Origin of the sequence: Sphingopyxis chilensis, assembly GCF_035930445.1 — a bacterium.
Classification (GTDB): domain Bacteria; phylum Pseudomonadota; class Alphaproteobacteria; order Sphingomonadales; family Sphingomonadaceae; genus Sphingopyxis; species Sphingopyxis chilensis.
The window spans coordinates 3,701,327-3,721,248 of the sequence record NZ_CP142394.1; the positions used below are offsets into that span (position 1 = coordinate 3,701,327).

Consider the following 19,922-nt stretch of genomic DNA (forward strand, 5'->3'; position numbering starts at 1 on the left):
AATAATGTTGTCACACAACTAGCCCATATTGGCCAGAGGGGATGGAATGCCGAAGATCGTGTCAGCCCGGGTGATATCGACGTCGCCGGGCCGCAATTTCACGACGCTGAAGATCGAATGCGACGACGGCACGACCGGCGTTGGCGATGCGACGCTCAACGGCCGCGAACTGGCCGTCGCGCACTATCTGTCCGAGCATGTCGCCCCCTGCCTGATCGGGCGCGACGCGCACCGGATCGAGGATATCTGGCAATTTCTCTACAAGGGCGCCTATTGGCGGCGCGGCCCGGTGACGATGACGGCGATCGCGGCGGTCGACATGGCGTTGTGGGACATCAAGGGCAAGGTCGCGGGGCTGCCGGTCTATCAATTGCTCGGCGGCGCGGCGCGCGAGGGCTGCATGGTCTATGGCCATGCCAACGGGGCGACGATCGCCGATACGATCGAGGCGGCGCTCGACTACCAGCGGCAGGGATATAAGGCGATTCGCCTGCAATGCGGCGTGCCGGGGATGGCGTCGACCTATGGCGTCAGCAAGGACCGCTACTTCTACGAGCCTGCCGACAATGACCTGCCGACCGAGAATGTCTGGTCGACGGCGAAATATATGCGCGTCGTCCCCGAATTATTCGCTGCGGCGCGCGAGGCGCTCGGCTGGGACGTCCATCTGCTCCACGACATCCATCACCGGCTCACCCCGATCGAGGCGGCGCGGCTCGGCAAGGATCTGGAGCCTTACCGCCCCTTCTGGATCGAGGATGCGACCCCGGCGGAAGATCAGGATGCGTTCCGCCTGATCCGCCAGCATACGACGACGCCGCTCGCCGTCGGCGAAATCTTCTCGTCGGTGTGGGACTGCAAGGCGCTGATCGAAAACCGGCTGATCGACTATATCCGCGCGACCGTGCTCCACGCGGGCGGCATCACCCATATGCGCCAGATCGCTTCGCTCGCCGACCTGCACCAGGTCCGCACCGGCTGTCACGGCGCGACCGACCTGTCGCCGGTGACGATGGCCGCGGCGCTGCACCTGGGGCTCGCCATTCCCAATTTCGGAATCCAGGAATATATGCGCCACACGGCGGAGACCGACGCGGTCTTCCCGCATGCCTATCGCTTTGCTGACGGCATGCTTCATCCCGGCGACGCGCCCGGTCTCGGCGTCGATATCGACGAGGCGCTCGCCGGAACCTTTCCTTATACCCGTGCCTTTCTGCCGGTGAATCGGCTTGAGGACGGCACAATGTGGAGCTGGTGATGCGAAACCTATTTCTTGTTCTTGCCCTGTTCGCGACCCCGGCGGGCGCGCAGGAGCATAAGCCGATCCGCCCCGCCACCGTCGAAGAGCAAGGCGCGCGCGCCGCGGTCACGATCGCGGACTATCGTTTCGACGACCTGCTCTGGGAAAATGACCGGATCGCGTTTCGCATCTATGGCCGCGCGCTGGAGGCGGCCGAACCGCCGTCGTCGTCGGGGATCGACGCGTGGGGCAAGCGCGTGCGCTGGCCTTATATGGACCGGCAATTGCGCACCGGCGACCAGCATGCCGACCATGGCGAGGGGGTCGATTTCTATAATGTCGGCACGGGGCGCGGCGCTGGCGGGCTTGGCATCTGGCACGACAACAAGCTGTGGACCTCGCGCAACTATGTGCGGCCGCGCATCCTGCGATCGGGACCGGACGTCGCCGACTTCGCCGTCGATTACGAACCCTGGCCCGTTGATACGCAGCGCACGGTGCGCGAGACGCGACGCTTCACCTTGCCCGCGGGCACGAATTTCACGCGGTTGAACTCGACGATCATGTCGAGCAGCGATGCCGAGCTGATCGTCGGCATCGGCATCTCCAAGCGGCCGATCGGGGGCGCGAAGCTGGGTGACATCAGGAAGGACGAAGCGGCGGCCCGCATGAGCTGGTGGGGGCCCGCCGACGGCGACAAGGGGCGGATGGCGGCGGCGGTGATCGTCGATCCGGCGGCCTTTGCTGGTTTCGCCGAGGACGCCGACAATTATCTGATCCTCGTTCGCGTCCAGCCGGGGCGGCCCTTCGTCTATTACAGCGGCGCGGCATGGGACAAGGGTGGCGATTTTGCGACCGAGGCCGACTGGAATCGCTATGTCGATGCACAGCGCCCCGATTTCCGGCCCGAGGCCTTGACCCTAGCCAGCTTCGCGGCGCGATGATAACGCAGCATCCATGGCGGTAACCAAGGCGGCATCGCTGGCAGACGATCTGGTCCAGCGTTTCGAGGAACAGATCGAGACGGGCGAAATGCCCGTCGGATCGCGTTTTCCGACCGAAAAGGACATCACCGAGACGTTCGGCGTCAGCCGCACCGTCGTGCGCGAGGCCTATTCGCGGCTCGCGGCGCGCGGCCTTCTGGTCTCGCGGCGCGGATCGGGCGCCTATGTTCCCGACGGCGCGCAATATCGCGCCTTTCAGGTTACCGCCGAGGAAATCGGCGAAATCGACGATGTGCTGAGGCTCCTCGAAATGCGCATGGGGTTCGAGGCCGAGATGGCCGATCTCGCCGCGCGCCGGCGGACCGACGCCGACCTTGCGGCGCTGCGCCGCACGCTCGACGCGATGGAGGAAAGCCGCGACGTCGATGCGTCGGTCGCCGCCGACGCCGCCTTTCACGCCGCGATCGCCAGCGCGACCGGCAACCCCTATTTCCTGCGGTTCACCCAGTTTCTCGGCGTCCGGCTCGTGCCATCGCGGCGGCTCTATCTGCAGGGCGACGATCCGGTCCGGCACCAGCGCTACGCGCACACGATCAACCGCGACCATGAAGCGATCGTCGTCGCGATCGAGGCGGGCGATCCGGTCGCCGCGCGCCGCGCCGCGCGCCGGCACATCGAAAAGTCGATCCAGCGCTATCGCGGTCTGAAGGAGAGCCGATAGCGGGGCGAATCGGACGCAGAGGGGATGGCCGAATGTGGGTCAGGCAGGAAATTAGCTAGCTACCGACCTTGATTTCGACTCGTGATGCTCTATTCCAACCCCGTGCAAGGCGACCCCGACAATTACCTCAGCCTGCTGTCCGCCGCGCAGATTGAAACGTTGCGGCACGTTTACGAGCACAAAAATTCCAAGCAGATCGCCCGCCTGATGAACGTTTCACCGCACACGGTCGATGAACGGGTTCGGCGGGTTTTGAAAAAGCTTAATGTTTCGAACAGGATAGAGGCAGCGCGAATCCTGGCGGTTAACGGTGTCTTCGATGATGTTACCCCTTATCAGCCTTTGACATATCAATTGATCGACCTAGGCGACGTTGCTCCGCCCGCCGATGCCGAAGCGGGGCGCAGTTCGTTTCGGCGAATTTTCGATATTGGTTCGCCATTTCCTACCGCGTCCCAGCCGGCCAACCGGCATGGGTTGATGGAAAGGATAATCTGGCCAATCCTGATCGCGTTCGCGACGATTTTGGCTTTCTCCGCCCTCTATTCGATCCTTGTCGGACTTGGTCGCGTTCTGACCTGATGTTCGAACGAATGCTGCGGGGGGGAACCGGTAGCATTCTTTTTCAAGGAAAAAGATAATGCTGAATCAACGAGTTTCTGCGGCGAAGAAGATCGCTTCCGAGCTGCATCTGGCCGAAGACGCCATCGACGAAGTGATGATCCGCATCGCCCAGCTCGCCGCGACGCTGCCCACCGCGCGCCGCGAGACGAACATGTCCGCGATCGTCGGCCAGGAAGCGATGGCGAAGGTCGCACAGGCGCTGGCCGCCGCCGGCGATGTCCGCCAGCTCCTCACCGACGCGCATCTGGCGCTGACGGTGACGCAGAAGGAAGTCGGCCTCGGCACGCGCATGTTCGGCGCGGGCGTGAAGCCGGCCGCTGCGAAGCTGGTCGACGAAGGCAGCAACGACCGTCAGGGCGCAGACGCGCCGACGTTCGCGAAGGCCGGTTGATCCGCAAGAAAGGTTGACTGCCACAATGTGGTCCGTGGCGATCTATTATGCCGTTCTGCTCATCACCGTGGCCGTCGCGATCCGACGCGGCGGACCGTTTGAACGCTGGGCAGCCTATACGGCATTGATCGCCTCGGTCCTCACGACGGCCGTGACGCCTTTTCCGACCTGGACCAACATCGAGGTCAATATCTTCATCATCGACGTGCTGGTTCTGATGAGCTTCTGGTTCATCGCCATGCGGACGCAGAGTTTCTGGCCTTACTGGATCACCGGATGGCAGCTGATCGCCATTTTCGGGCATATCCAGAAGCTCATGTTCTCGGAGATATTGGCGCGGCCCTATTCGCTGCTCTCGGTGTATATATCCTATCCGATCCTGTTGCTGATCATCTACGCATCGGGATCCTACAGTCGGCGGAATGACGTCACGGCCTGAAATGTGGCTCCCCAGGGGCATCGTCACATGCAGCCGTTTTCGAACGAAGAAATTGCCGAGCTGAAATCGCGGGTCGATCAGATCCACGAACTGCTCGCGAGCCGCGGCGAGGAATCGCCGCCCGCCGCCGTGCGCGGAGTCGAGGCGGCGCGCGACAGCGCTCCGTCCGATGCCGGGCTGCTCGACCAATTGTCGCTCAGCATCCAGATCAGGCGCATCCGCCGCAGCCATTTCGGCGACACCGAAATATCGGGACCCGTCTGGGACATGATGCTCGACCTGATGCTCGCGGGCGCGCACGGCCGCGTGCTCAGCGCCAGCGATCTCGCGACCGGCGCGGGGGTTCCGCTGTCGTCAGGGCTGCGCATGATCGCATCGCTCGAACGGCGCGGGCTGGTGCATCGCTCGATCGACGAGCGTGATCGCCGCCGCACGATCGTGCGGCTGAGCGACCACGGGACCGAGCGCATGGCCAGCTATTTCGAAAGGGTCGGCGGCGTCCGTCAGGCCATGCTGCAGCTGGCAGCCTAGTTGCGCCAATCGCCTATTCGGTCATGTCCTTCATCATGCGATCGACCTTGGCCATCGCCTCGCGCTTGATCTGGCAGATGCGCGCCGCGCTGACGTCGAGCGTCAGCCCGATTTCGTGCAGGTTGAGCTCTTCGAAGAAATAGAGCTGGAGCACCATCTGCTCGCGCTCGGACAGGCGGCCGACGCACTGGCGCAGCGCGCCCATCAAATCTTCCTGCTCGCAGCGATCGTCGGCGCCGGCATCCTCATCAGCCGCAAGGAAGGCGCCGATATCGGTCAGCTCGTCGAGCGAGGTCGAGCGGCCGTGCGTCGCATTGCGTTCGAGCGCGAAATAATCCTCCGCCGACATGTCGAAGGCGACCGCCATCTCGGCCGTGGTCGGCGCGCGCATCAGCTGCTGTTCGAGCGTGCTGCGCATCGCCTGGATCCGCTTCGCGGCGACCATCGCCGAACGGCCGACGTCGGCTTCGCGGCGCAGCTGGTCGATCATCGCGCCGCGGATGCGCGTCGTGGCATAGGTCGCAAAGGCGAATCCGCGCTCCTCATAATGGCGGCTTGCTTCGATCAGCGCGATCAACCCGGTCTGGATCAGGTCGTCGAGCTCGCTCGTCCGCGACACGCGCGAAAAGACCTGCCAGGCGATCTTGCGCACCAGCGGCGCATATTCCTCGACCAGCGCCTCGGCGCTCTCGCCATAGCCGCGCGCTCGCGGCGCGCGGCCGCCGCTCGCGGCAAACTGCTCGGCGGGCTCAATTCTCATGCGGTTGGTCCTCCATATGGGCTACCGGCCCGGCCGCGAGGCGCGGCACTTCGGCGCCGATCGTCGCGACAATTTCGGTCTGCTTGGTCGCCGGAATCTCGAGATAGGAGATGACGGCGACGTCGGGGAAAGTGGCGCGCACGAGGCGCGAGAGGGCGGAGCGGCAGATCGGCGAGGCGACGAGCGCGAAGCTGCGCGTCTGGAGCAGCAGCGGTTCGACCGCCTGACCGACCTGTTCGATGATCGTCATCGCCAGGCCGTGTTCGAACGGCCATTCGGCGGCGGGATTGGCGCGAACCGCCTGATTGAGCAGCATCTCGATCTCGGGGCTGAAGGTGACGACGGGCAGCGGCATCCGGCTCGGCACGATCGTCTGGACGATCAGCGCGCCGATGCGCTGGCGCACCGCTTCGACAAGGTCGATCTCGCCGAGCTGCTGCGCCGCCAGCGCGACCATCGCTTCGGCGATCTTGCGGAAATCGCGCAGCGGCACGCGCTCGACGAGCAACGATTTGCAGAGGCTCGCGACGCGCGGCAGCGCATAGCCCTGGGGGCTCAGATTCTGGGCCAGCTGCGGATAACGGGTCTTGAGATTGTCGATCAGCGCCTGCGCGTCGTCGATGCCGAACAGCTCGGCGGCCGAACCGACGATGCTGTTGTTGAGGTGCGTCGCGACGACGGTGGCGGGATCGACGACGGTATAGCCCGCCGCGATCGCGTCATTCTGCATCGCCTTCGGAATCCACAGCGCGTCGAGGCCGAAGGTCGGATCCTTGCACGGGCGGCCGACGACCTTGGTGACGAGGTCGCCCGAATCGAGCGCGAGCATTTCGTTGGGAAAGACCTCATCCTCGCCGACGATCACCCCGGCGACCGAGATGCGATAGACGTTGCCGGGGAGCGAAAGGTCGTCGCTGACCTTCACGGGCGGAACGACGAAGCCGAGTTCCTTCGACAACTGGCGGCGGATGCCGGTGATGCGCGTCATCAGCGGCGACCCCTTGCGTTCGTCGACGAGGGTGACGAGCGCATAGCCGATCTCGAGCTGGCACGCGCTCGCGTCGCTGACATCGGACCATTCGATATGCGACGGGTCGGGCGCGGGGGCTACGGGCTCGGGCAGGTCGGCGACCGCCGCCTCGGCGCGGCGGAGCTGCCAGCCGATCGCGAAGGCAAGCGCGGACGCGGGCAGGATCAAGAGCTGCGGCATCGCGGGGACGAGGCCGAGGATGAGGAGGATGCCGCCGACCGCCATCCAGATCACGGGCGAGGAGAATTGGCTGCCGATCTGGCCGCTGAGGTCGAAGGGCGAGGCGACGCGGGTGACGATCGCGGCGGCGGCGATCGATAGCAGCAGCGCCGGGATCTGCGCGACGAGCGCGTCGCCGATCGCGAGCGTGATATAGGTGCTGCCGGCTTCGGACAGGCTGAGCCCGTGGCTGAAGATGCCGAGAATCAGCCCGCCGATGATATTGACGAACAGGATGAGCAGCCCCGCGACTGCGTCGCCCTTCACGAATTTCGATGCACCGTCCATCGAGCCGTAGAAATCGGCTTCGGTGCCGACCTCGACGCGGCGCGCCTTGGCCTCTTCAGGGGTGAGCAGCCCGGCGTTGAGGTCGGCGTCGATCGCCATCTGCTTGCCGGGAAGCGCGTCGAGGGTGAAGCGCGCGGACACTTCGGACACGCGGCCCGCGCCCTTGGTGATCACGATCAGATTGATGATCATCAGCACGAAAAAGACGAACAGGCCGACGACATAGTCGCCGCCGATCAGGACCTGGCCGAACGCCTCGATGACATGGCCTGCCGCTGAGGTGCCCTCGTGGCCGTGGACGAGCACGACGCGTGTCGAGGCGACGTTGAGCGCGAGCCGGAACAGCGTCGCGAGGAGCAACACGGTCGGGAAGGCCGAGAAATCGAGCGGTTTCGAGGCCTGCAGCGCGACCATCAGGATCAGGAGGCTGATCATGATGTTCGCGACGAAGCTGATGTCGAGAATCAGCGGCGAGACCGGGATCACCATCAGCCCGACGAGGATCAGCATCCCCGCCGGCAGTGCCGAGATGCTGGCGAAACGCGCGACGTTGCGGAGGTTGAAGTCCGCGGTCATGCGGCGCCTCCCGAAAGCGAGGCGAGCCGCCGGTAGGCATCGGCGGCAAAGCCCATCGAGAGCGTCTTGGGCATGGGCTGGATATCCATCATCTGGAGCGGCGGACGGCCTCCGCCGGCGCCCGCGAGCCCGCTCGAACTGCTCGCCTGCGCGTGCCAGCCCGAGGGGGGGAAGGGTTTCATATTTTCGACCTTGCCGCCCTCTTCGAGCTTCACGCGAAAGCGTTCGCGGATCTCGCCAAGGCTGCGCATGCTGCCGTCGGCGGCGTAAAAGACCGAACGATTGGCGGCGGCGGCCTCGGGCATCATCGATGCGCCGGGCTGGTCGGGGTTGGCTGCGAGCGCCGTCAGGAATTTGGCGGCACCGCCGCTCCCGAGGAAATGCGCGAGATAGAGATCGACCGGCTCGGCGGCGCGGCCGATCCGGCTTTCGAGATAGGTGCGATTGTCACCGGTCAGCGCGGCCGCCATGTTCGAAGACGCCGTCGGATCGTCGCGCAGATCGAAAATCTGCTGGCGGAGCGCGGGGTCGGCGACGGTCAGCCGGCCCGACGCGTCGCGGCCGATCGCATCGGCAGCCCACGCTAGGCCATGGTTCGCGCCGTGGCGGTCGAGCGTTGCAAGCCAGGTCTGTCTGGTGAACTGATAAAGGCCGCGCGCCGATGAGGTCTGGGCCTGCGCGGCCGGATTATAGCCGCTCTCGACGCGGGCGACGTCGAACAGATAGTCGAAATCGATTCCCGACCGCGCCGACGCGTTCTGCACCGCATCGAGCACGGGTGCGGCGATGCGGCCGGCGCCTAGGGGATTGTTGATTGCGTTCATGGCTCTGGTTCCGCTTGTTCAGCAGACCAAAAGCAATCATCGTGCCATTTCTCGAAAGTCTAGGAAAATTATCTGGTTATCAGTAGCTTAAAGCCGCACCCCGCGGTCGCGTGCCGCGGATTTCGTGATTCTTGTCAATCCTCTGACGCGTCCAGTTCTTCAAGATATTGACGCGCACCGCCGCGGCCTCAAGCTGGTTCAGCGTCTGCCCGATCAGCGCGCGCGCGCGATGTTCGCTGCCCGCGGGGATCGCCGCGCCGCGAAACAGGATTACCGCAGTGGCGAGTTCTTCGGTCGCCGCGATGATCGCGCCGGCGTCGTGGCCGTCGAGCGCGCCGACGAGCGTGTTGAGCCGCGACTGAACCTCGTCCATCTGCGCCAGCATCAGTCGGTCCCGCGGCCGTGGAAATCGAGCATGGCGCTCGCGATGATCGCCGGGTGGACGCCATAGCTGCCATTCGCGATCGCCGTGCGCAGCGAGGCGACGCGTGCGACATCGACAGGCGGCGACTGGTCGGCCAGGCTGTTAGCGAGGCGCGTCAGCTTTGCGGTCGGTAGATTCTCCTGCGCCGGCTGGAGCTGCGCGGGCGCGCGCGCCGCGACATTGTCGCTGGCGACCCGCCGCAACGGGCCGGTGCGGCCGACGCCGCCAACGGGTCCGATCTTGCTGTCACCCGACATAAAAGCCTCCATCCGGTGCCGTCAGAAAAGTGACGGCGCGGTTCACGAAGGCTTTAACGGACGCGATCCGCGGCGATTAAGGCCGCCGATCACAAAAAACAAAAGAAAGGCCCGGCGCCGTCGGAAAGCCGACAGCCCGGGCCCGGTGGATGGGTAAGCAGGCGAAAATCAGTCTTGCAGCACCGCGCGTCCGGGGCCTGTGACGGTGGCGCTGAGCGACGACCGGGTGTCGTTGCCCTTGAGCGCGATCGTTTCGCCGACGCGCCCGTCCTCGGCGGCGATCGCGGCATAGCTGATCGAATAGCTGTCGGTGTCGATCGTCACGCGAACATTGTCGCCGCGGCGGATCACCGGGGCGCTTGCCGCGGGACGGGCATAGTTTGCCGCCGCGGGGGCCGCGCCGGCGGGGCCCGTCATCGGGACGCGCAGGCGCCAGCCGAGCGGGGCGCAGCGCACCGCGAGCGTGCGCGCGTCGATGGCGGTGATCGACGCCTGTTCGGGACAGCGCGCAAGCTTGATGCGGCGGTCGATCGGGGTCGCGGTGCGACCCAGGGCGCTGGCGATCGTTGCGGTCAGCGCATCGATCGATTGCCAGTCCTCGGTTGCCTGCTGGGCCCCGGCGATATGCGGGACGACGGTGGCGCAGGCGGCGAGGCCGGCGAGAATTTTGCGGGACAAGGTCGATCTCCTTCGATCCGATAGGCTCGCCCGATATTGTGCAGGAAGCGTGCCAGTCACGGTTTGACGCGCGGTTCCGCCGGACGCGACCGCGCGTCGTCAGATTTTTGACGAGCCGCTCGGCGTCGTTTGCATGATCTTATATAAATAGCTGAAATAATGAGAAAAATCATGTTTGGCACGGCCATTGCATTATGCCTTGGTGTTTTTCCGCGCGTCCGTGCCAGCCGGCCGGACCCCGGCGAACGGCTCCGACGCCGGAGGGCGGCAACCGAAGGCCTGCCGCTGGATGGCGGGATTGGAAGGCCCGCCGCCGGATGGCGGAAATGGAAGGAATGTGATGATGGCATCCGAGAAACTCTTTGGCCTGCATGCGACGGCACTCCAGCTTCGCAGCCAGCGCATGATGATGCTCGCGTCGAACATCGCGAATGCCGCGACGCCGGGTTACAAGGCGCGCGATCTCGACTTCGCCAAGGCGCTGGACCTCGCGCAGCAAGGTGCCTCGACCGAAAGCGCGGAGTCGTACCGGGTGCCCGTCCAGGCGTCGCTTGACGGCAATACCGTCGAGATGGCGACCGAGCAGACCGCCTATGCCGAAAACGCGCTCGCCTATCGTTCGAGCCTCGCTTTCCTCAGCGGCCGCATCAACACGCTGTCGCGCGCGCTGAAGGGCGAATGACGATGAACGGCAATTTCTCCGTCTTCGACATCAGCGGTCGCGCCATGTCGGCGCAGCTCGTCCGGCTGAACACCACCGCCTCGAACCTCGCCAACGCGGGGACGGTCGCGGGCAGCGAAGCGGGCGCCTTCCGCTCGCTGAAGCCCGTCTTTCGCACTGTGATGGACGACCATGGCCGCGCGACGGTGCAGATCGACCAGGTCACGACCTCGAAAATGGCGCCTTCGAAGCGCCACGATCCGTCGAACCCGCTCGCCGACGCCGACGGCAACGTCTGGGAAGCCGCGGTCGATAGCGCCGCCGAGCTCGTCGAGATGGTCGAGACCGCGCGCCAGTATCAGAACAATGTCCAGGTCCTCGAAACCGCGAAGGGCCTGATCAACGAAACCCTCAGGATGGGACAGTAAGATGGGCGTCTACAGCATCACGAACAACAATCCGGTGATCCAGCCGAAAGGCAGCAGTCAGCAGATGGACCAGAGCGATTTCCTTCGCCTGATGACCGCGCAGCTGTCGCAGCAGGATCCTTTCAACCCCGTCGATAACACCGAGATGGTCGCGCAGATGGCGCAATTCTCGAGCCTCGCGGGGATCAGCGAAACCAACACGGTGCTCGCGCAGATTTCGGAGCAGCTCGCCGCGCAGACGCAGCTGCTTCAGGACATCAAGGCCGCAACGCCCTCGACCCCCACCACCCAGGAAGGATAAGTCCATGTCATTCTTTACCTCGCTTTCGGGCCTCAAGGCCTCGCAAACCGACATGTCGGTCATCTCGAACAATATCGCCAACGCGGGCTCGGTCGGCTTCAAGCGCAGCAAGGCGCAGTTCGGCGACATTTTCGCTTCGTCGCCGACGCAGTCGACGAAGACGATCGCGGGCCAGGGCACGCGCCTCAATGGCATCACCCAGCAGTTCACGCAGGGATCGTACGAAGCGAGCGAAAAGACGCTCGACATGGCGATCGTCGGCGAGGGCATGTTCATCGTGAAGGGCAATCCCCCGACCGAGGCGATCACCTATACGCGCAACGGTTCGTTCGAACCGACGCCCGATGGCTATGTCATCGACACGACGGGCGCAAAGCTCCAGCTCCTGCCCGTTGACGCCAACGGCAACGTCACCAACAACACGCTCGCCGGCGCCTATGACCTGCAACTGCCCACGGGCGCGCCGTCCGATCCGACCTCGTCGCTGGTCAATGTGTCGATCGGCCTCGACGGCCTCGTCACGGCGACCTTCGCCAATGGCGAGGACCAGATGCTCGGCAAGGTCGCGATGGCAACCTTCCCGACGATGTCGGGCCTGCGCCCGACCGGCGACGCGCACTGGCAGTCGACGGGCGAAAGCGGCGCGCCGACGATCGACGGTCCGACCAGCGGCTCGATGGGCGCGGTTCGTTCGGGGGCGCTCGAACGGTCGAACGTCGATATCACCGAGGAACTGGTGATGCTGATGTCGGCGCAACGCAATTTCCAGGCCAATGCCAAAGCGATCGAGGGCGCGTCGCAGCTGACCCAGACGATCATCGGCATGCGCTGACGCAGCCCTGACCGCCGCCTGCCGGGAGTATCCAGATGGACCGCCTCATCTATACCAGCCTTACCGCGATGCGGGGCAGCATGTCCCGGCAGACGGCGATCGCCAACAATCTGGCGAACGCGCAGACGCCCGGCTTCCGCGCCGATATGGCCAATGCCCAGTCGTTGTGGCTCGACGGCAGCGGGCTCGACGCGCGCGCGATGTCGTCGGAAGAAGTGCTCGGCGCCGACATGCGCGCCGGCACCGTCACCCAGACGGGCCGCGACCTCGACATCGCGATGCAGGGCGACGCTTTGCTGGTCGTGCAGGCGAAGGATGGCGAAGAAGCTTATACGCGGCGCGGCGACCTGCAGGTCGCGCCGAGCGGGCTCTTGACCACCGGGGACGGCAATCCCGTCCAGGGCACGCAGGGCCCGGTGACGATCCCGCCCGCCGACGCGATCACCATCGACCAGGAAGGTCGTGTGTGGATCGTGCCGCAGGGAGGCGACGCCGAGAATCCGCAGGAAGTCGACCGGCTGCGGCTCGCGACGCCGGCGGGGTCGGAGATCGCCAAGGGGCTCGACGGCCTGTTCCGCGTGAAGGGCGGCGGCATCCTGCCCGACGATCCCGAAGCGCGCCTCCTCACCCGCTCGATCGAAGGATCGAACGTCACCGCCACCAGCGCGCTCGTCGAGATGATCGAGGCGAGCCGCAGCTGGGACACGCAATTGAAGATGATCGGCGACGTGCGCGACATGGACAGCGCGACCGCCAATCTGATGCAGCTCCCCCGTTAAGGAGAATTTGAAATGAGTATCGGTGCCTTGCACGTCGCGCGGACCGGTCTGGATGCCCAGGGCTTCCGGATGCAGGTGATCGCCAACAACCTCGCCAACGTCAACACGACGGGTTTCAAGCGCGACCGCGCGAGCTTCGAGACGCTGAGTTATCAGATGATGACGCAGGCGGGCGCGCAATCGACCGCCGAAAACCGCTATGCGACAGGGCTCAACCTCGGCACCGGCGTCGCCTTGAACGGCACCGCGCGCATCGATACGCAGGGCAGCTTCCAGACGACGGGCAACGGCCTCGACGTCGCGATCGACGGCGCCGGCTATTTCCAGGTCGAAATGCCCGACGGGCGTATCGGCTATACCCGCGCCGGCAATTTCGGCCGCTCGCCCGACGGGACGATCGTGACCTCGGACGGGAAGCCGCTGACCCCCGCGATCCAGATCCCCGAAGACGCGAGCAATGTGACGATCGGACTCGACGGCACCGTGTCGGCGACCGCCGCCGACGGCACCGCGCTCGAGCTCGGCCGGATGGAGATCGCGCGCTTTGCCAACCCGGCGGGGCTGCAGGCGATCGGCGGCAACATGCTCGTCGAGACGCAGGCCTCGGGCGCCCCGCTCGTCGGCGGTGCGGGCGAGGAAGGTCGCGGATCCTTGCGCGGCGGCATGCTCGAGGGATCGAATGTCAATGTGGTCGAGGAACTCGTCGACATGATCGAGACGCAGCGCGCTTATGAGGTCAATTCGAAGATGATTTCGGCCACCGACGAGATGATGAAAAATGCGTCGCAGACTCTCTAGGCTGGCGCTGCTGGCCCTCGCGCTTGCGCCCATGGGGGCGCAGGCGAAGGACAAGCTGCCGCCCGACGCCTTTGCGGTGTCGATGCCGCTGCCCCCGCCGCCGCCGCCCGCGAACGGCTCGATCTTTCAAGGCGCCTATGTGCCGCTCACCTCGGGCGGGCGCGCGGGCGCCATCGGCGACATCATCACGATCCAGCTCGTCGAGCGCACCGCCGCGACAAAGAGCAACGCCGCGGGTACGCAGCGCGACGGCGATATCGGCCTCAGCCCGCCGACCACCGGTCCGCTGTCGCTTTTCAACCCCAGCGATATCGCGATGGGGGGCGGCCAGCAGTTCAAGGGCAAGGGTGAGGCGTCGCAGTCGAACGCGCTGTCGGGCGAGGTCAGCGTGACTGTCGCCGCCGTCTATCCCAACGGCACGATGCTCGTGAAGGGCGAGAAATTCCTGACGCTCAATCGCGGCGACGAGCGCGTCCAGATTTCGGGGATCGTGCGCGCGATCGACATCAGCCCCGACAACCGCATCCTGTCGACGCGCGTCGCCAATGCGAACATCCGCTACGTCGGCAAGGGCGAGATCGCCCGCGCCAGCCGGCAAGGCTGGCTGCAGCGCTTCTTCTCGATCATCAGCCCCTTCTAACCGAGGAATTTGAAGTGACCCAGCGTCCGACCCTGTTCACCTTTCTTGCGCTTCTGTTCGCGAGCCTCGCCTTCGCGGCGCCCGCGCACGCCGAGCGCATCAAGGATATGGGCCAGTTCCAGGGCCTGCGTGCGAACCAGCTGACGGGCTATGGCCTGGTCGTCGGGCTCGCGGGCACGGGCGACGACAGCCTCGATTATTCGACGCTGGGCATGCGCGGCGCGGTATCGCGCTTCGGCCTGACCTTGCCCCCGGGCGTGAACCCGGCGCTCAAAAACGCTGCGGCCGTGATGATCACCGCCGAGCTGCCGCCCTTCGCCAAGCCCGGCCAGCGCCTCGACGTCACCGTGTCGGCGATCGGCAAGGCGAAAAGCCTGCGCGGCGGCACGCTCGTGCTCGCGCCGCTCTATGGCGCCGATGGCCAGATTTACGCGATGGTGCAGGGCAATCTGGTGATCGGCGGGCTCGGCGTCGATGCCGCCGACGGGTCGAAGCTGACGGTCAATGTGCCGTCGAGCGGGCGCATCGCGGGCGGTGCGACGGTCGAACGCGCAGTCGACACCGGCTTCGCCTCGGCGAGCTACCTCACCTTCAACCTGCATCAGTTCGACGCGACCAATGCCAAGCGCGTCACCGACGCGATCAACGCCGCGATCCCCGGCACCGCGTCGATGATCGACGGCGCCAGCATCGCGATCCGCGCCGGCGGAAACGGGGACGACCGGATGCGGCTGATGTCGCAGATCGAGAATCTCGGCGTCACGCGTTCGGAGCCGCCGGCGAAGGTAATCGTCAACGCCCGCACGGGCACGGTAGTGATCAACGGCGCGGTCCGCGTCGGCACCGCAGCGGTCAGCCACGGCAAGCTCACCGTCTCGATCAAGGAAGCGCCGATGGTCGTCCAGCCCGCGCCGTTCAGCCGCGGTCAGACCGCGATCGAACCGTCGAGCGAAATCGAGGTGTCCGAAGACTATCGTCCGGCCTTCCTGATGCAACCCAATGCCTCGCTTTCCGAGCTGGTCGATTCGATCAACCGGCTGGGCGTTCCTCCCGGCGACCTCGTCGCCATCCTCGAGGCGCTGAGCCAGGCCGGCGCGCTCACTGCGGAACTGGTGATAATATGACGAGCCCCATTTCTTCCGTTTCGGCGACGCCGACCCCCGCGGCTGCGGGGGGCGGCGACGGCGGGCTGCGCAAGGCGGCCGAGGCGTTCGAGGCCGTGATCCTGCGCCAGCTGATGGCGTCGATGCGCCAGGCGAAGCTCGGCGACGATATCCTCGGATCGAGCGCGACCGACAATTTCCGCGAAATGGCCGACGCGCGCACCGCCGACAGCCTCGCCGCGATGCGCCAGTTCGGCATCGCCGACATGGTCGAACGCCAGTTCCGCGGCCTCGCCGGCGGCGCGGCGGCCGGCGGTTCCGGGGGAGGCGTGCAATGAGCGACCTGCTCGGCATCGGCTATAGCGGGCTCAAGGCCTATTCACGCGCGCTTTCGACGATCGGCGACAATATCGCCAACGCCCAGACGCCCGGTTACGCGCGGCGCCGGCTCGAGATGATGGAAGCCGTCGGCGGCGGCAATTCGATCTTCTATCGCGGCAACACCAACCCGGGGGGCGTCGATATCCGCGGCCTCGACCGTTCGGTCGACGCGTGGCTGATCGAGGATTCGCGCATCACCTCGGGCGATTCGGGGCGCGCGGCGACGAAGCTCAGCTGGCTCGACAAGGTCGAAGCGGCATTGAGCGACGAGACGAACGGCATCAAGACCGGCCTCACCAACCTCTATACGACCGCCGACCAGCTCACCTCGGACCCCTCGAACCGGACGCTGCGCGCGCAGTTCCTGCAGTCGGTCGACGATATCGCATCGGGCTTTCGCACCGCCGCGGACCAGCTCGACAAGATGGGCGAGGGGATCGAGGGCGCCGCCGCGAGCGAGGTCGATACGTTCAACGCGAACCTCGATGCGCTCGAACAGATCAATATCGGGTTGCGCAAGGCGCGCCCCGGCTCGACGAACGAGGCGAGCCTGCTCGACGAGCGCGACCGGCTGCTCGACAAATTGTCGTCGCAGGCGGGCGTCAGCGCGACTTTCGACAATAATGGCGCGGTGACGCTCCGCGCCGCGGGATCGGGCGACCTGCTCGTCGGCGGCGGTGTGGTGAACCCGATTTCGGTGACCGCCGCGCCGGACGGGCGGTTGTCGTACAGCGTCGGGGGGGGGGCGCTCGCGATCTCGACCGGCTCGCTCGCGGGGCTGGCGGAGGGCGCCAATCACGTCGCCGACCAGCGCACCGCGCTCGATACGATGGCGACCGATTTCGCGGCCCAGCTCAACGCCGCGCACCAGGCGGGCACCGATGCCGACGGCAATCCGGGCCAGCCGCTCTTCACGGGCACCAGCGCGGCGACGCTCACCGCCGCTGCACTGACCCCCGATCAGGTGGCCGTCGCCGACGCGTCGGGCAGCAACGGCAATATGCTGGCGTTCGGCACGATGCGCGGGGCGGACGATCCCGAGGCGCGCTGGTCGGGCCATATGGCGACGCAGGCGCAGACGGTCGCGTCGGCGCGCGCGCAGGATGCCGCTGCGGCGACGCGCGCCGACGCGTCGGCCGCCGCGCGCGACGGGGTCAGCCAGGTCGATCTCGACACCGAGGCGGCCGAATTGCTGCGTTTCCAGCAGGCCTATTCGGCGGCCGCGCGCACGATCCAGGTCGCGCGCGAAACAATGCAAACGCTCCTGAGCTCGCTCTAAGGGAAGGTCGAAACCATGATCAATGCCGTGGGCAACCGCATGACGCGCGAAATCGCGCGCCAACAGAAGCTCGCCGACGCGCTCGAGCGGACGCAGATCCAGATCTCGGGCGGCAAGAAGCTGCTGCGCATGTCCGACGACCCGGTCGCGGCGCGGCGCATCGCGACGATCGGCACGACACAGGCGAGCATGACCGCCTGGTCGGCCAACGTCAATTCGGCCTCGGCGCTCGTGTCGCAAGCCGACGGGGTGATGAAATCGGTGAGCGACCTGATGTCGCGCGCGCGCGAACTGACGCTCGCCGCCGCGAGCGATACAGCGAACCCTGCCGACCGCGCCACCATCGCCGCCGAACTCGGGACGATCGCCGATGAGCTCGACGCGCTCGCGGCAACCCGCGATTCGAACGGCGAGCCGGTATTCGCTACCGGCCCCGCGCGCGTGATGCGCTTCGATTCGGACGTCACCTTCGCGCCCGTCCCGTCGGCGGCCGATGTTTTCGTCGTCGGCGGCAACAGCCTGTCGACGGGCATCCGCGACGCCGCCGCGGCGGTCGCGGCGAATGACAAGACGGCGATGAACGCGTCGCTCGACGCGCTCGCGACCGCGATCAGCCACGTCGCCGACGAACATGCCAAGATCGGCCTGTCGGGCGGCCGCCTCGAACGCATCGGCGACAGCCTCGCGTCGCGCGGGATCACGCTCAAGGACGAACGCTCGGTGGTCGAGGATACCAACCTCGAAGAGGCGATCGCCCAGCTTCACGCCCAGGACCTGACGTTGCAGGCCGCGCAGGCGGCCTTCGCCAAGATCAACCGGCAGACCTTGTTCGATATTTTGACCTGACGGCCCTCAATCTTGCGGCGCCGCTGCCGTTAAACATCAAGACGTCCCTGAGTTCGCGGGGGCCGGCCTCGACAGCCGGGTCCCCAATGGAGTTGCGCACACATGTTTCCCGTTGTCGGCATCGTCGTCTTGATCCTGCTGGTTTTCGGGGGCTTCGCGCTGACCGGCGGCAATCTTGGCCCCGTCATGCACGCGCTGCCGCACGAAATGCTGATCATCGGCGGCGCGGCGCTCGGCTCGCTGATCATCGGCAATTCGGGCGCCGATCTGAAGGCGCTGGCCGGCGGGCTCGGCAAGGTGTTCAAGGGGCCGCAGTACAAGAAGCAGGATTATCTCGACTGCATCCTGCTCGTCTCGTCGCTGATGAAGATGATGCGTACCGAGGGTCCGGTCGCGGTTGAACCGCATATCGAGGATCCAAAGAATTCGACGATCTTCCAGCAATATCCCAAGCTCTTGAAGGACGACACGCTCGTCCACTTGATCTGCGACACGCTGCGCCTGGTGGTGGTGTCCTCGGGGACGCTCGACCCGCACGCGGTCGAGGAGGTGATGGACAATGCGCTGAAAAGCCACCACCACCATAGCCTCAAACCCGCCGAAGGCTTGCAGAGCCTCGCCGACGCGCTCCCGGCGCTTGGTATCGTCGCCGCAGTGCTCGGCGTCGTGAAGACGATGGGCTCGATCGACAAGCCGCCCGAAATCCTCGGCGCGATGATCGGCTCGGCGTTGGTCGGAACCTTCCTCGGCGTTCTGCTCGCATATGGCCTCGTCGGCCCGTTCGCGACGCGCGCCAAGACGGTGATCGAAAGCGACGGCGCCATCTATCACACGGTAAAGCAACTGATCATCGCCTCGCTCCACGGCCACCCGCAGCCGCTGGTGATCGAGGCGGCGCGCTCGGGCGTCGACCATCATAACCAGCCGAGCTTCGCCGAGGTATTTGATGGAATGCGGGGTCGCTGATGGCGGCGCGTCCGAACACCCCGCCGCGGCCGGTCATCGTCAAGAAGGTGATCCAGCAAGCGCATGGCGGCCATCACGGCGGCGCGTGGAAGGTCGCCTATGCCGACTTCGTCACCGCGATGATGGCCTTCTTCCTGCTCATGTGGCTGCTCGGCGCGACGAACGAGAAGCAGCGCAAGGCGCTCGCCGACTATTTCGCGCCGACGATCGTGCAGACGCAAACCGATACCGCGGGATCGACCGGCCTGTTCGGGGGCGACTCGCTGGTGTCGGTCGACCGCTATCCGCATGGCGCGGCGCAAACCGGCACGCGCGCGATGACGATCCCGCGCGACGCGGTCGGCGGGCCGCGCGAGGCGTCGGGCCGCGAGCGCGAAGCCGAATCGAAGAAATTCAACCTGCTCGCCCAGTCGCTGAAAGACCGGATCCAGAGTCGGGCCGAACTCAGACGCCTTGCGCGGAACCTGCGCTTCACCGAAACGATCGAAGGGTTGCGGATCGACATCGTCGACGACGCCGATGTCTCGATGTTCGCGATCGGCACCAGCCAGCTCACGCCCGCCGGCGCCAAACTGTTCGCGGAGGTCGCGGCGACGATCGCCGAGGTGCCCAACCAGGTCATGGTCCGCGGGCACACCGATGCCGCGCCATGGTCGGCGAAGGCGGGGACGAACAATTGGCGACTATCGGTCGATCGCGCCGAAGTGACGCGCCATTATATGGAATTCCGCGGCATCGCGTCGGAGCGTTTCGCGCGAATCGAGGGAGTCGCCGATCGCGAGCCCTATGTCCCCTCCGACCGATTCGATCCGCGCAATCGCCGCATCTCGATCACCCTCGGTTGGCGCGGGTTCGATAATTAGTGCCAGTTTGGCAACATATCGGAGGTAGTTAACGCATTTGCGCCACAGATACTTCCAATCTGGCAATATCACTTAATTTTGAAGGACTTAGCGAAGGCG

At 65.7% G+C, this 19,922-nt stretch carries 26 protein-coding genes; 20 read left to right on the plus strand and 6 right to left on the minus strand.

The genetic code is table 11. From position 1 onward, the window contains the following. Positions 1-46 precede the first annotated feature (46 nt). From manD to VSX79_RS17515, 7 genes are all read left to right on the plus strand, one after another. The gene (manD, locus tag VSX79_RS17485) at positions 47-1,258 is read left to right on the plus strand and encodes a D-mannonate dehydratase ManD (protein ID WP_179497785.1); all 1,212 of its coding nucleotides are present in this window, start codon (positions 47-49) and stop codon (positions 1,256-1,258) included. Then, a complete protein-coding gene (locus VSX79_RS17490; protein ID WP_179497787.1) occupies positions 1,258-2,184 on the plus strand; it encodes a DUF4861 family protein in 927 nt (308 codons plus the stop codon). Before manD ends, VSX79_RS17490 begins: the two co-directional genes overlap by 1 nt. Before the next feature lie 13 nt (positions 2,185-2,197). Then, entirely contained in the window at positions 2,198-2,905 is a 708-nt protein-coding gene (locus tag VSX79_RS17495) for a FadR/GntR family transcriptional regulator (protein ID WP_179497789.1), read from the plus strand. 84 nt (positions 2,906-2,989) lie between these two features. Further along, positions 2,990-3,487 carry a response regulator transcription factor gene (locus VSX79_RS17500; protein ID WP_218844563.1) on the plus strand — a complete coding sequence of 166 codons (498 nt, stop codon included), beginning with the start codon at positions 2,990-2,992 and terminating at the stop codon, positions 3,485-3,487. A gap of 58 nt (positions 3,488-3,545) precedes the next feature. After that, positions 3,546-3,920, plus strand: coding sequence for a hypothetical protein (locus VSX79_RS17505; RefSeq protein ID WP_179497793.1), 375 nt, complete (start codon positions 3,546-3,548; stop codon positions 3,918-3,920). 25 nt (positions 3,921-3,945) lie between these two features. Beyond that, positions 3,946-4,359, plus strand: a complete 414-nt coding sequence (locus VSX79_RS17510) for a hypothetical protein (RefSeq protein WP_179497795.1) — start codon at positions 3,946-3,948, stop codon at positions 4,357-4,359. 27 nt (positions 4,360-4,386) lie between these two features. Continuing rightward, complete coding sequence (locus tag VSX79_RS17515; RefSeq protein WP_179497797.1) at positions 4,387-4,890, plus strand: MarR family winged helix-turn-helix transcriptional regulator; 504 nt, start codon at positions 4,387-4,389, stop codon at positions 4,888-4,890. A gap of 13 nt (positions 4,891-4,903) precedes the next feature. On the opposite strand, the gene VSX79_RS17520 is transcribed toward VSX79_RS17515, so the two are convergent. The 6 genes from VSX79_RS17520 to VSX79_RS17545 all read right to left on the minus strand — a co-directional run bounded on the left by VSX79_RS17520 (position 4,904) and on the right by VSX79_RS17545 (position 9,946). After that, positions 4,904-5,650 (minus strand): sigma-70 family RNA polymerase sigma factor, encoded by a 747-nt coding sequence (locus tag VSX79_RS17520; RefSeq protein WP_326913967.1) that lies wholly within the window; start codon positions 5,648-5,650, stop codon positions 4,904-4,906. Next, positions 5,640-7,763 carry a flagellar biosynthesis protein FlhA gene (gene flhA / locus VSX79_RS17525; protein ID WP_326913968.1) on the minus strand — a complete coding sequence of 708 codons (2,124 nt, stop codon included), beginning with the start codon at positions 7,761-7,763 and terminating at the stop codon, positions 5,640-5,642. Before flhA ends, VSX79_RS17520 begins: the two co-directional genes overlap by 11 nt. Then, positions 7,760-8,587, minus strand: a complete 828-nt coding sequence (locus VSX79_RS17530; protein WP_179497803.1) for a transglycosylase SLT domain-containing protein — start codon at positions 8,585-8,587, stop codon at positions 7,760-7,762. The genes flhA and VSX79_RS17530 overlap by 4 nt, the downstream gene beginning before the upstream one ends. 79 nt (positions 8,588-8,666) lie before the next feature. After that, positions 8,667-8,972 carry a hypothetical protein gene (locus VSX79_RS17535; protein ID WP_179497805.1) on the minus strand — a complete coding sequence of 102 codons (306 nt, stop codon included), beginning with the start codon at positions 8,970-8,972 and terminating at the stop codon, positions 8,667-8,669. Then, positions 8,972-9,268 carry a flagellar biosynthesis anti-sigma factor FlgM gene (flgM, locus tag VSX79_RS17540; RefSeq protein ID WP_179497814.1) on the minus strand — a complete coding sequence of 99 codons (297 nt, stop codon included), beginning with the start codon at positions 9,266-9,268 and terminating at the stop codon, positions 8,972-8,974. The genes VSX79_RS17535 and flgM overlap by 1 nt, the downstream gene beginning before the upstream one ends. Positions 9,269-9,436: 168 nt before the next feature. Beyond that, entirely contained in the window at positions 9,437-9,946 is a 510-nt protein-coding gene (locus tag VSX79_RS17545; RefSeq protein WP_179497816.1) for a flagella basal body P-ring formation protein FlgA, read from the minus strand. Positions 9,947-10,286: 340 nt separating this feature from the next. On the opposite strand from VSX79_RS17545, the gene VSX79_RS17550 reads away from it, so the two are divergent. The 13 genes from VSX79_RS17550 to VSX79_RS17610 all read left to right on the plus strand — a co-directional run bounded on the left by VSX79_RS17550 (position 10,287) and on the right by VSX79_RS17610 (position 19,823). Next, complete coding sequence (locus VSX79_RS17550) at positions 10,287-10,628, plus strand: flagellar basal body rod protein FlgB (protein ID WP_179498870.1); 342 nt, start codon at positions 10,287-10,289, stop codon at positions 10,626-10,628. After that, positions 10,625-11,035, plus strand: coding sequence for a flagellar basal body rod protein FlgC (gene flgC / locus VSX79_RS17555; RefSeq protein ID WP_037512556.1), 411 nt, complete (start codon positions 10,625-10,627; stop codon positions 11,033-11,035). Before VSX79_RS17550 ends, flgC begins: the two co-directional genes overlap by 4 nt. Position 11,036: 1 nt before the next feature. After that, a complete protein-coding gene (locus tag VSX79_RS17560; protein WP_179497818.1) occupies positions 11,037-11,336 on the plus strand; it encodes a flagellar hook assembly protein FlgD in 300 nt (99 codons plus the stop codon). Between the two features lie 4 nt (positions 11,337-11,340). Further along, positions 11,341-12,168, plus strand: a complete 828-nt coding sequence (locus VSX79_RS17565; RefSeq protein WP_179497820.1) for a flagellar hook-basal body complex protein — start codon at positions 11,341-11,343, stop codon at positions 12,166-12,168. Between the two features lie 35 nt (positions 12,169-12,203). After that, positions 12,204-12,947 carry a flagellar basal-body rod protein FlgF gene (flgF, locus tag VSX79_RS17570; protein WP_179497822.1) on the plus strand — a complete coding sequence of 248 codons (744 nt, stop codon included), beginning with the start codon at positions 12,204-12,206 and terminating at the stop codon, positions 12,945-12,947. Positions 12,948-12,959: 12 nt separating this feature from the next. Continuing rightward, positions 12,960-13,745, plus strand: a complete 786-nt coding sequence (flgG, locus tag VSX79_RS17575; RefSeq protein WP_179497824.1) for a flagellar basal-body rod protein FlgG — start codon at positions 12,960-12,962, stop codon at positions 13,743-13,745. Between the two features lie 82 nt (positions 13,746-13,827). Next, the gene (locus VSX79_RS17580; RefSeq protein ID WP_407697289.1) at positions 13,828-14,385 is read left to right on the plus strand and encodes a flagellar basal body L-ring protein FlgH; all 558 of its coding nucleotides are present in this window, start codon (positions 13,828-13,830) and stop codon (positions 14,383-14,385) included. A gap of 14 nt (positions 14,386-14,399) precedes the next feature. Beyond that, positions 14,400-15,509, plus strand: coding sequence for a flagellar basal body P-ring protein FlgI (locus VSX79_RS17585; RefSeq protein ID WP_179497828.1), 1,110 nt, complete (start codon positions 14,400-14,402; stop codon positions 15,507-15,509). Beyond that, complete coding sequence (locus tag VSX79_RS17590; RefSeq protein WP_326913969.1) at positions 15,506-15,826, plus strand: rod-binding protein; 321 nt, start codon at positions 15,506-15,508, stop codon at positions 15,824-15,826. Before VSX79_RS17585 ends, VSX79_RS17590 begins: the two co-directional genes overlap by 4 nt. Then, positions 15,823-17,148 (plus strand): flagellar hook-associated protein FlgK, encoded by a 1,326-nt coding sequence (flgK, locus tag VSX79_RS17595; protein ID WP_326913970.1) that lies wholly within the window; start codon positions 15,823-15,825, stop codon positions 17,146-17,148. The genes VSX79_RS17590 and flgK overlap by 4 nt, the downstream gene beginning before the upstream one ends. Before the next feature lie 15 nt (positions 17,149-17,163). Then, positions 17,164-17,994, plus strand: coding sequence for a flagellin N-terminal helical domain-containing protein (locus tag VSX79_RS17600; protein ID WP_179497834.1), 831 nt, complete (start codon positions 17,164-17,166; stop codon positions 17,992-17,994). 102 nt (positions 17,995-18,096) lie between these two features. Further along, positions 18,097-18,960, plus strand: a complete 864-nt coding sequence (gene motA / locus VSX79_RS17605) for a flagellar motor stator protein MotA (RefSeq protein ID WP_179497836.1) — start codon at positions 18,097-18,099, stop codon at positions 18,958-18,960. Next, positions 18,960-19,823: a flagellar motor protein MotB gene (locus VSX79_RS17610; protein ID WP_326913971.1), complete on the plus strand. Its 864-nt coding sequence runs from the start codon at positions 18,960-18,962 to the stop codon at positions 19,821-19,823. Before motA ends, VSX79_RS17610 begins: the two co-directional genes overlap by 1 nt. The last annotated feature ends 99 nt before the right edge of the window (positions 19,824-19,922 follow it).

Excerpts from the sequence above, each read along its gene's own strand:
- VSX79_RS17515 (WP_179497797.1), top strand. The coding sequence starts at position 4,387 with ATGCAGCCGTTTTCGAACGAAGAAATTGCCGAGCTGAAATCGCGGGTC.
- VSX79_RS17610 (WP_326913971.1), top strand. The coding sequence starts at position 18,960 with ATGGCGGCGCGTCCGAACACCCCGCCGCGGCCGGTCATCGTCAAGAAG.
- VSX79_RS17530 (WP_179497803.1), bottom strand. The coding sequence starts at position 8,587 with ATGAACGCAATCAACAATCCCCTAGGCGCCGGCCGCATCGCCGCACCC.
- manD (WP_179497785.1), top strand. The coding sequence starts at position 47 with ATGCCGAAGATCGTGTCAGCCCGGGTGATATCGACGTCGCCGGGCCGC.
- flgK (WP_326913970.1), top strand. The coding sequence starts at position 15,823 with ATGAGCGACCTGCTCGGCATCGGCTATAGCGGGCTCAAGGCCTATTCA.
- VSX79_RS17520 (WP_326913967.1), bottom strand. The coding sequence starts at position 5,650 with ATGAGAATTGAGCCCGCCGAGCAGTTTGCCGCGAGCGGCGGCCGCGCG.
- flgG (WP_179497824.1), top strand. The coding sequence starts at position 12,960 with ATGAGTATCGGTGCCTTGCACGTCGCGCGGACCGGTCTGGATGCCCAG.
- flgF (WP_179497822.1), top strand. The coding sequence starts at position 12,204 with ATGGACCGCCTCATCTATACCAGCCTTACCGCGATGCGGGGCAGCATG.
- VSX79_RS17580 (WP_407697289.1), top strand. The coding sequence starts at position 13,828 with ATGCCGCTGCCCCCGCCGCCGCCGCCCGCGAACGGCTCGATCTTTCAA.
- VSX79_RS17590 (WP_326913969.1), top strand. The coding sequence starts at position 15,506 with ATGACGAGCCCCATTTCTTCCGTTTCGGCGACGCCGACCCCCGCGGCT.
- VSX79_RS17500 (WP_218844563.1), top strand. The coding sequence starts at position 2,990 with ATGCTCTATTCCAACCCCGTGCAAGGCGACCCCGACAATTACCTCAGC.
- VSX79_RS17490 (WP_179497787.1), top strand. The coding sequence starts at position 1,258 with ATGCGAAACCTATTTCTTGTTCTTGCCCTGTTCGCGACCCCGGCGGGC.
- VSX79_RS17495 (WP_179497789.1), top strand. The coding sequence starts at position 2,198 with ATGGCGGTAACCAAGGCGGCATCGCTGGCAGACGATCTGGTCCAGCGT.
- VSX79_RS17535 (WP_179497805.1), bottom strand. The coding sequence starts at position 8,972 with ATGCTGGCGCAGATGGACGAGGTTCAGTCGCGGCTCAACACGCTCGTC.
- VSX79_RS17550 (WP_179498870.1), top strand. The coding sequence starts at position 10,287 with ATGATGGCATCCGAGAAACTCTTTGGCCTGCATGCGACGGCACTCCAG.
- VSX79_RS17560 (WP_179497818.1), top strand. The coding sequence starts at position 11,037 with ATGGGCGTCTACAGCATCACGAACAACAATCCGGTGATCCAGCCGAAA.
- flgM (WP_179497814.1), bottom strand. The coding sequence starts at position 9,268 with ATGTCGGGTGACAGCAAGATCGGACCCGTTGGCGGCGTCGGCCGCACC.
- VSX79_RS17510 (WP_179497795.1), top strand. The coding sequence starts at position 3,946 with ATGTGGTCCGTGGCGATCTATTATGCCGTTCTGCTCATCACCGTGGCC.
- VSX79_RS17505 (WP_179497793.1), top strand. The coding sequence starts at position 3,546 with ATGCTGAATCAACGAGTTTCTGCGGCGAAGAAGATCGCTTCCGAGCTG.
- flhA (WP_326913968.1), bottom strand. The coding sequence starts at position 7,763 with ATGACCGCGGACTTCAACCTCCGCAACGTCGCGCGTTTCGCCAGCATC.
- motA (WP_179497836.1), top strand. The coding sequence starts at position 18,097 with ATGTTTCCCGTTGTCGGCATCGTCGTCTTGATCCTGCTGGTTTTCGGG.
- VSX79_RS17600 (WP_179497834.1), top strand. The coding sequence starts at position 17,164 with ATGATCAATGCCGTGGGCAACCGCATGACGCGCGAAATCGCGCGCCAA.
- VSX79_RS17565 (WP_179497820.1), top strand. The coding sequence starts at position 11,341 with ATGTCATTCTTTACCTCGCTTTCGGGCCTCAAGGCCTCGCAAACCGAC.
- flgC (WP_037512556.1), top strand. The coding sequence starts at position 10,625 with ATGACGATGAACGGCAATTTCTCCGTCTTCGACATCAGCGGTCGCGCC.